At 64.0% G+C, this 9146-nt stretch carries 7 protein-coding genes; 5 read left to right on the top strand and 2 right to left on the bottom strand.

What is annotated here, in order from left to right:
• Positions 1–953, bottom strand: a 953-nt coding sequence (gene carA, locus Q0O40_RS07210) for a glutamine-hydrolyzing carbamoyl-phosphate synthase small subunit (protein WP_295528013.1), incomplete at its 3' end; no start/stop codon positions are given.
• A gap of 161 nt (positions 954–1114) precedes the next feature.
• On the opposite strand from carA, the gene Q0O40_RS07205 reads away from it, so the two are divergent.
• The 3 genes from Q0O40_RS07205 to rpoD all read left to right on the top strand — a co-directional run bounded on the left by Q0O40_RS07205 (position 1115) and on the right by rpoD (position 5496).
• Complete coding sequence (locus tag Q0O40_RS07205) at positions 1115–1567, top strand: GatB/YqeY domain-containing protein (RefSeq protein ID WP_295528011.1); 453 nt, start codon at positions 1115–1117, stop codon at positions 1565–1567.
• Positions 1568–1574: 7 nt separating this feature from the next.
• A complete protein-coding gene (gene dnaG / locus Q0O40_RS07200) occupies positions 1575–3428 on the top strand; it encodes a DNA primase (RefSeq protein WP_295528009.1) in 1854 nt (617 codons plus the stop codon).
• A 64-nt stretch (positions 3429–3492) separates the two neighbouring features.
• The gene (gene rpoD / locus Q0O40_RS07195; RefSeq protein ID WP_295528007.1) at positions 3493–5496 is read left to right on the top strand and encodes an RNA polymerase sigma factor RpoD; all 2004 of its coding nucleotides are present in this window, start codon (positions 3493–3495) and stop codon (positions 5494–5496) included.
• Positions 5497–5514: 18 nt separating this feature from the next.
• On the opposite strand, the gene Q0O40_RS07190 is transcribed toward rpoD, so the two are convergent.
• On the bottom strand, positions 5515–7200 hold the full coding sequence (locus Q0O40_RS07190; RefSeq protein WP_295528005.1) for a M20/M25/M40 family metallo-hydrolase: 1686 nt from the start codon (positions 7198–7200) through the stop codon (positions 5515–5517).
• A 168-nt stretch (positions 7201–7368) separates the two neighbouring features.
• Here Q0O40_RS07190 and rpiB point away from each other — a divergent pair, with 168 nt between their 5' ends.
• Both rpiB and glyA read left to right on the top strand, forming a co-directional pair.
• Positions 7369–7806, top strand: coding sequence for a ribose 5-phosphate isomerase B (gene rpiB / locus Q0O40_RS07185; protein WP_295528002.1), 438 nt, complete (start codon positions 7369–7371; stop codon positions 7804–7806).
• Between the two features lie 27 nt (positions 7807–7833).
• Complete coding sequence (gene glyA / locus Q0O40_RS07180) at positions 7834–9144, top strand: serine hydroxymethyltransferase (RefSeq protein WP_295528025.1); 1311 nt, start codon at positions 7834–7836, stop codon at positions 9142–9144.
• The last annotated feature ends 2 nt before the right edge of the window (positions 9145–9146 follow it).

Below are 9146 nucleotides of genomic sequence, written 5' to 3'. Positions count from 1 at the left end.
ACACCGTCGGCCTTGCGCAGCACCGGGTGGTTTGCGCCGCGGTGGCCCTGGTGCATCTTGATCGTGCGTGCGCCGGCGGCGAGGCCGAGCATCTGGTGGCCGAGGCAAATGCCGAACACCGGCACGTCTGCTTCGAGCAGCCCCTGGATCACTGGGACGGCATAGGTGCCAGTGGCCGCAGGATCGCCGGGGCCGTTGGAGAGGAACACGCCGTCTGGTTTCAGCGCCATGATCGCGTCTAGCGGCGTCTGCGCCGGGACGACCGTGACGCCTGCGCCCGCGAGCACCAGATTGCGGAAAATGTTGTCCTTCGCGCCGTAATCCACCGCGACGACATGCGGGCGGGCATCGTGCGGGGATCGGCCGTAGCCCTGCCCCAGACGCCACACGCTGCCCTGCCAAGGCTCGTTTGCGGTGCGGCTGACGATCTGCGCCAGATCCATGCCTTCGAGGCCGGGCCAGTTCTTGGCTTTGGCGATCAGCGCGGGAATGTCGAAGCGCCCGGCTGGATCGTGCGCGATCACCGCATTGGGCGCGCCGCCCGTGCGGATGCGGCGGGTGAGCGCGCGGGTGTCGACGCCCGCAAGGCCGATCTTGCCCAGCTTTTCGAGCCATCCCTGCAAACCAACCTCACTGCGGAAGCTGGCGGGCACGGTCACGTCTTCACGCACCACGCAGCCGACTGCGCCGGGCACATCGTGGCTTTCCATATCCTCGGCATTGGTACCGACATTGCCGATATGCGGGAAAGTGAACGTGACGATCTGCCCCGCATAGCTGGGATCGGTCATCACCTCCTGGTATCCGGTCATCGCGGTGTTGAAGCATACCTCGCCCACCGCCTCGCCAACCGCGCCGAAGCCTCGCCCCCATGCCACCGATCCATCGGCAAGCACGAGGACTCCGGTGGCTCCCTGTGGTTGAGGCGCGTGCGAAAAGGCGGGGTCGGCCATGATGAAAGGCGCTCCGATGGGCAAAAGGCTGGCGATGTCGCTAAGGGGCGGTCGCTAAGCCCCTGCGCCGCCAGCGTCAACCTAGCGGCGGGATAAAGTTTCGCCTACATGACAGCGCAGTGGCCCAATCGGCCCCAAGCATCCACAGGAAATTCACAATCATGATACGCGATACGATCAAAGCCGCCCAGATTTCGGCGATGAAGGCGGGCGACAAGGCCCGGCTGGCCGCCGTGCGCCTCATCCTTGCCAAGCTGAAGGACAAGGACATCGAATTGCGCACTGCCGCCAATCTGCCCGACGACGATGTGCTGGTGGTCGATGTGATGCAGAAAATGATCAAGCAGCGCCGCGAATCGATCACGCTCTATGTGCAAGGCGGGCGGCAGGAACTCGCCGACATCGAACAGGCCGAACTCGCCATCATCGAGGAGTTCCTGCCTGCGCAATTGAGCGAGGAAGAGGTGAAAGCGGCGATCGACACGATCAAGACCGAGCTTGGCGCGAGCAGCCTCAAGGACATGGGCCGCGTGGTCGCCGAACTAAAAGCACGCCACGGCCAGAGCCTCGACATGGGCAAGGCCAGCGCGCTGGTCAAAGCAGCTCTTGCCTGAGCGGCACTTGTCCCTCACCCCCCAATTCCTTGACGAGTTGCGCACCCGAATTTCGCTGTCCGGGGTGATCGGGCGCAGCATTCGCGTGACCAAGGCTGGGCGCGAATTCAAGGCGTGTTGCCCGTTTCACAACGAGAAGACTCCCAGCTTCACGATCAACGACGAAAAGGGGTTTTACCACTGCTTCGGCTGCGGCGCGCATGGCGATGTGATCCGCTGGATGACCGACCAGCAGGGCCTGCCGTTCATGGACGCGGTGAAAGAGCTGGCCTTGCAGGCCGGGATGGACGTGCCCGCCCCCGATCCGCGCGCGGCGGCGCGGGCCGAGGCGCAGAAATCGCTCCATGATGTGACTGCGGCGGCGCAGGACTTTTTCGTGCGCAGCCTGGGCGAGGAACGCGGCGCCGAGGCGCGGCGCTATCTGGCCTCGCGCGGGTTTCCCGAAAGCTTGGTGCGCGAGTTTGGCTTCGGCTTTGCGCCCGATAGCCGCACCGCGCTCAAAGACGCGCTCTCGGCCTTTCCCGATGCCATGCTGATCGAGGCGGGCCTGCGCATCGTGGTGGACGACCGCGAGCCCTATGACCGGTTCCGCGGGCGGCTGATGCTGCCGATCCTCGATCCGCGCGGCCGGGTGATCGCGTTTGGTGGTCGCATCCTCAGCGCCGAAAAGAAGGACGCGCCCAAGTACCTCAATTCGCCCGATACCCCGCTGTTCGACAAGGGGCGCACGGTTTACAACCTGCACCGCGCCGCGCCGGTGGCCCGCTCGAAAAACCGCATCGTGGTGGTCGAGGGCTATATGGACGTGGTGGCGCTCGCGGCGGCGGGCATTGCCGAGGCAGTGGCCCCGCTCGGCACTGCATTGACCGAGGACCAGATCGAGCGGCTGTGGCGCGTCACCGAATGCCCGACCTTGTGCTTTGACGGCGACAGCGCCGGCCAGCGTGCGGCAATGCGCGCCATTACGCGCGCCTTGCCGTTGCTGCGCCCGGGCCATTCGCTGCGTATCGTAACCCTGCCGCAAGGCCTCGATCCCGATGACGTGGTGAAACGCGAGGGCGCGCGCGCGATGGAGGCGCTGCTCGACGGCGCGCGCAGCATGGTCGAAATGCTGTGGGAAGGCGAGCGCGAGGCTGCGCCGCTGGCTACGCCGGAGGACAAAGCCGGGCTGAAAGCGCGGCTGATGGCTCATGTCGATACGATCCAGCACCCCGATATCAAGGCGCTCTATCGCCGCGACTTGCTCGAACGGTTTGATGCCTTGGCCTTTGCCCGGCGCGAACGCGCGCCGTTTCAGCCGGGCGCGCGCAAGTTTCAGAAGGACCGCAATGGCGCATGGAAGCCCGCCCCGCCGTCGCTGGGCGCGAGCGACACAACGCGCATGCAGAAGGTGGGCACAGGCGATGGCCTGCTCGCGGCGGTGATCGTCGGCTTGATCGCGCACCCGGACGAGATCGCGCGCCACGCCGAGGCGCTTACGCGGGTATTGCCGCTAAGTGGCCGCTATGCCGGCCTTATCGACGCGCTGCTGGAACTTTCCGACTCCGACCATGTTCTTGAAAGCGAGGCGCTGCGCACCATATTGGCGGAGCGGCGGATGGACATTCCGGCTTCTGCAGATTTTGCGGAATTGCCGTTCGGCTTTTTGACCCCGCACGATGGCAGTAAGGACGAGCTTGCCGATGCAATCACATTGCTGGTTGAAATTCCTGCAGTCGAAGCGGCGCTGGCCGAAGCAAACCTGAGGTATCAGGCCGAGCTTTCCCCCGAAACCGAAGCCGAAAAGGAGCGCTTGCGCGAACGGGGGGTGGCATTACGGGCGCGGCTAGGGCAAATGGGTCGGATTCGAAATTCGTTATAATGAGAATGAAGGGTGACGTTCCGTCTGGACAGTCACCGCTGGCACAAGGTGGTACCGGGGTTCAATGGCATCTGATGAAACGACCGATGGCGGCGACGCACCGCTGATCGACCTCAACGACGCTTCGATCCGCAAGTTGATCGCTCGCGCCAAGCGCCGCGGCGTCATCACGATGGACGAGCTGAACGAGGCGCTGCCGCAAGACCAGATGTCTGCCGACCAGATCGAAGACATCATGGCGGCGATTTCGGAGATGGGCGTCAACATCGTGGAAAACGATGAGGATGCGGTCGATCCCGAAGACAAGAACGCCGACGACGAAGCCGATGAGGCCGAAGTAGCCGACGATCGCCCCGATATCGTCAAGCGCAAGGAAACGGTCGAGCGCACCGATGATCCCGTGCGCATGTACTTGCGCGAGATGGGCGCGGTCGAACTGCTCAGCCGCGAGGGCGAAATCGCGATTGCCAAGCGCATCGAAGCCGGCCGCGACACGATGATCCTGGGGCTGTGTGAAAGCCCGATCACCTTCCACGCGATCATCCAGTGGTCCGAAGCGCTGAACGCTGGCGAAATGCAGCTGCGCGAGATCCTCGATCTCGATGCCATGCTATCCAAAGAACCGCAGCCCGAAAACCTGGCCGAAGACGGCGAGGAAGCGGCTGGTGAAATCACCGAGGCGACCGCTGGCCCTTCCTTCAAGGAGGAGGACGAGATCGAGGAGGAAGAACCCGCCGAGGACGAGGAAGGCGAACTGCGCGAGCAGCGCGCCCGCCCGGTCGAGGAAGAGGAAGAGGACAACACGCTCAGCCTCGCGCAGATGGAAGCACAGCTCAAGCCCGAAGCGCTGGAGAAGTTCGCCCGGATCACCGACTTGTTCCGCACGTTCGAGCGCATTCAGGGCGAGCGGCTGAACGCGCTGGGCATCGGCATCGATTTCCCGATGAGCAAGGAAACGCTCTATCAGCATCTGCGCGAAGACCTCACCGCGCAAGTCGAAAGCGTGCAATTCCACGCGACCAAGATCGAATATCTGGTCGACAACCTTTATGCCTTTAACCGCCGCCTGACCACGCTGGGCGGGCAGATGCTGCGCCTTGCCGAGCGTCATAAGGTGCCGCGCAAGGACTTCCTTGATCGCTATGTCGGCCACGAGCTTGACGAAGGCTGGCTCCCGGCGCTGGCCGGCAAGGACAAGAAGTGGGCCGCGTTCGCTTCGGTCGAGGCCGAGCCGGTCGAGCGCATCCGCGCCGAGATTGCCGATATTGCGGCCGCCACCGGCATGTCGCTCGGCGAGTTCCGCCGTATCGTCAACATGGTCCAGAAAGGCGAGCGCGAGGCGCGCATCGCCAAGAAGGAAATGGTCGAGGCGAACCTGCGTCTCGTGATCTCGATCGCCAAGAAATACACCAATCGCGGGCTGCAATTCCTCGATCTCATTCAGGAAGGCAACATCGGCCTGATGAAGGCGGTCGACAAGTTCGAGTACCGCCGCGGCTACAAGTTCAGCACGTACGCCACATGGTGGATCCGGCAGGCGATCACCCGCAGCATCGCCGATCAGGCGCGCACCATCCGCATCCCCGTCCACATGATCGAGACGATCAACAAGCTGGTGCGCACCAGCCGCCAGTTCCTCCACGAGCAGGGCCGCGAGCCCACGCCCGAGGAAATGGCCGAGCGCCTTTCCATGCCGCTCGAAAAAGTGCGCAAGGTGATGAAGATCGCCAAGGAGCCGATCAGCCTCGAAACGCCAATCGGCGACGAGGAAGATTCGCATCTGGGCGATTTCATCGAGGACAAGAACGCGATCATCCCGGTGGACGCAGCCATTCAGGCCAACCTCAAGGAAACCGTCACCCGCGTCCTCGCCAGCCTGACCCCGCGCGAGGAACGCGTGCTGCGCATGCGCTTCGGCATCGGCATGAACACCGATCACACGCTGGAAGAAGTCGGCCAGCAGTTCTCGGTAACGCGCGAACGCATCCGCCAGATCGAAGCGAAGGCGCTGCGCAAGCTGAAGCACCCGAGCCGTTCAAGGAAGATGCGTTCGTTCTTGGATCAGTGATCCTAAGAACCGCTCTTCCTACTTGTCGTTGCTGTAAACCGCCACCGTATCTGCGAGCGGATCGAGCCGCACGTTGATCGCCGTTCCTGCGGCCAACGCCAGCAGCACCGCCGCTGCGACGAGCGCGTGCTTGCGGTTTATTGATGGCCAGAGCGGCAAGGCGGCCAACCCGGCCAGCGCCAGCGGAAGCACCGCGACCACGGGCAGGTTTGGCCCCACCCCCTGCATCACCTGATGGCCGAGCGCGAGCATGTAACCCGCAACCAGCGCCGCGACCAACACGGCCAGCCCCTGCCCAGCGATTCCAGTGCCGCGCGCCGCTGCGATAGCTCCCGCCGCGAGCATCACCGGCAACACGACGACATAGGCCGCAGTTGGGGCCAAGACCTGCCCTGCCACCCCAAGCACCAGAAGCGGCAGCGCCGCACCAGCCATGGCTGCGGGGTTGGGCCGCCATGCTGCCATCGTCAGCAGGAACGCAACCACACTGCTCGCCAGCGCCATCACCTCCAGCCTCGGAATTGCCGCCAGCCTGTCGTAATAATTGGGCGCGCCGGGCGCGAGCGAGAGCTGGTTCATGGCGGTGAGCAAGACCCCCGCCAGCACCATCAGCGCCAGCATCCGCCCTGCCCCGCCCGCCGCCGCGCGCCAATTCGCTCGGCCGGCAAATTTAAGACCTGCCGCCGCCAGCGCGAGCATGATCCACCCCGCCCATGCTGGATAGACCACCAGCGTCAGCCCAAAGGCATCGAAGAAGACCACGTCCGGGGCCTTGCCCGGCAATTGCCGCGCGCCGAGCAGCGCGCGCGTCAGGTCGAGCACTTGCCCGCCCATGTCCTGCAGCGACCCCTGATCGAGCGCGTCCGGCGTCGCTTTGGGCGAATGATAGAGCCACGGCCGCCCGATGAAGGCATAGTTGTAAGCCGTGTAGGGCAGCGCCAGCGCCATCGACAGGTCGGTATCGTTGGGCAGCACCTTGTAGATGAACACCGCCAGCGACGATCCCGCCGGGCCGCGCACCGCGCCTGCCGCCAGCGCAATCGCTGCGCCGTTGTCGGACGATGTCTCGAACAGGGTCGTGCGCCCGCCGCCGCCGCGCGCTTCGACATTGATCAGCGCGCCGATCCGACGGTGCAATGGGTCGGCGGTGAAGAAATGCCGCGCGCCATCGAGGCCCAATTCCTCGCCATCGGTGATCAGCACGATCAGATCGCGCGGCGGCGTCCCGCCCGCTTTCACCGCGCGCACAACATCGAGCAGCGCAGCAACGCCAGTCGTATCGTCCGCCGCCCCGGGCGAGCCCCACACCGTGTCATGATGCGCCATCAGCGCCACGGCGGGCAACGTCCGATCCTTGCCGGGCAAGACCCCAATCACGTTGTGCAAGGCCAGCGGCGCGGGCGTTTGGCCGGTCCAACGGGCAAAGATAGCCATGGCTTCTGCGCCGCCGGCCACCGGGCTTTCACGGGTTTCCAGCCCCATCGCGCGCAGGCGCCGCATCAGATGGGCGCGCACCGCTGCATCTTCGGGCGATGTTCCCGGGTGCGGCTTGGCGGCGATAACGCGTATATCGGCCATCGCGCGGCCTGCCGCAAAAACGTTGGCCGGACTTTGCGCGGGGCGGGGCAATGGCGGCGTCGTTGCCATGATTGCGAGCCCAATTCCGGCCAGAAGAGCCAGCAGCGCGGGTATCATCTTGCTCATCGCCTTGTCCCCTTATGCGCTGGGTATCGCGGTGCTCTGCTGAACCCAAGCCTTTTTGCAGCCCCCTTTCGGCTGCTTATGACTATTAGGGCAATTAATGTGGCCTAGGTGGCGGCAATTGCCTATAAGCGTTGCACTCTCCAGCCCCGCCAGCCATCAGGATCGCCCTTGCGCATCGCCATCGCCTCAGACCATGCCGCGTTCGATTTGAAGACGGAATTGCGCGAGTATCTGATCGGATTAGGGCATGAAGTCGCCGATCTGGGGCCAGAGTCTGCGGATCGCGTCGATTATCCCGACTACGGCTACAAGCTCGCCTCCGTGATGGCCGAAGGGTTGGCGGAATTTGGCGTGGCGCTTTGCGGATCGGGCATCGGCATTTCGGTGGCGATCAATCGCCATTCGGCGTGCCGCTGCGCGCTGGTAGCAGAGCCGCTTTCGGCAACCCTGGCGCGCACGCACAACGATGCCAATTGCATCGCCATGGGCGCGCGCCTGATCGGGCCGGACATGGCCAAGGCCTGCCTCGATGCGTTTCTAAGCGCCGATTTTGCCGGCGGGCGGCATGAAGCCCGCGTCGCCAAACTATCCCATCCCGCGTTCTGATCGATAAGGAGCCCACCCATGAACCTCATGACCACCGCCGCAACCGCGCCGGAAATCCGCAAAGTCGGCTTCTTCACGCAGCATCTTGAAGCGGCCGACCCCGAAGTGTTCGCGGCGATCCGCGGCGAGCTTCACCGCCAGCAAACGAAGATCGAGCTGATCGCAAGCGAGAACATCACCAGCCTTGCGGTGCTCGAAGCAACCGGCTCGGTATTCACCAACAAGTATGCCGAAGGCTATCCCGGCAAGCGCTATTACGGCGGCTGCGAATATGCCGACGTTGTCGAAACACTGGCGATCGAGCGCGCCAAGCAGCTGTTCGGCTGCGATTTTGCCAATGTTCAGCCCAATTCGGGCAGCCAGATGAACCAGGCGGTGTTCCTTGCGCTGCTCTCGCCCGGCGACACTTTCATGGGGCTCGATCTCAATTCGGGCGGCCACCTTACGCACGGTTCGCCAGTGAACATGAGCGGCAAGTGGTTCAATCCCGTCGCTTATGGCGTGCGCGAGGACGACCATCTGATCGACATGGACGTAGTCGAAAAGCTGGCGCACGAACACAAGCCCAAGCTGATCATCGCAGGCGGCACCGCCTATTCGCGGCTCTGGGATTTTGAGCGTTTCCGGCAGATCGCCGACGCGATCGGCGCGTGGCTGCTGGTCGATATGTCGCATATCTCCGGGCTGGTCGCGGGCGGCGCGCACCCTTCGCCCTTCCCGCACGCCCATGTCGTCACCTCGACCACGCACAAGTCGCTGCGCGGCCCCCGCTCCGGCATCATCCTCACCAACGATGAGGATCTGGCCAAGAAATTCAATATGGCGGTTTTTCCGGGCCTTCAGGGCGGGCCGATGGTCCACACCATCGCGGCCAAGGCGGTCGCCTTTGCCGAAGCGCTGCAGCCGGAATTCAAGGCTTATGCCCATCAGGTCGTTGCCAATGCCCGCGCACTGGCGGCCAGCCTGCAGGAAACCGGGCTGGGCATCGTTTCGGGCGGCACCGACAACCATTCGATGCTGGTCGATCTCACTGCGAAAGATGTCACCGGCAAAGCCGCGGAAAAGGGCCTCGACCGCGCTTGGCTGACCTGCAACAAGAATGGCATTCCGTTTGACAAGCGCTCGCCGTTCGTCACTTCGGGGGTGCGCCTTGGCACACCCGCCGGCACCACGCGCGGTTTTCGCGAGGAAGAATTTGCCCAGATCGGCAAGCTGATCGCCGAAGTCGTTGAAGGGCTTGCCCGAAACGGCGAAGCAGGCGATGGTCAGATCGAACAGCGGGTGCGCGAGCAGGTCGAAGCGCTGTGCAACAGTTTCCCGATCTACCCGGAGATGTGAAT

It is taken from the genome of Novosphingobium sp. Chol11, assembly GCF_945870625.1.
GTDB lineage: Bacteria > Pseudomonadota > Alphaproteobacteria > Sphingomonadales > Sphingomonadaceae > Novosphingobium.
The sequence above is the reverse complement of the archived record's forward strand: the minus strand, read 5'-3'. Positions and strand labels throughout refer to the sequence as shown.

Coding starts and splice junctions, on each gene's coding strand:
- Q0O40_RS07205 (WP_295528011.1), top strand. CDS start 1,115: ATGATACGCGATACGATCAAAGCCGCCCAGATTTCGGCGATGAAGGCG.
- rpoD (WP_295528007.1), top strand. CDS start 3,493: ATGGCATCTGATGAAACGACCGATGGCGGCGACGCACCGCTGATCGAC.
- Q0O40_RS07190 (WP_295528005.1), bottom strand. CDS start 7,200: ATGAGCAAGATGATACCCGCGCTGCTGGCTCTTCTGGCCGGAATTGGG.
- glyA (WP_295528025.1), top strand. CDS start 7,834: ATGACCACCGCCGCAACCGCGCCGGAAATCCGCAAAGTCGGCTTCTTC.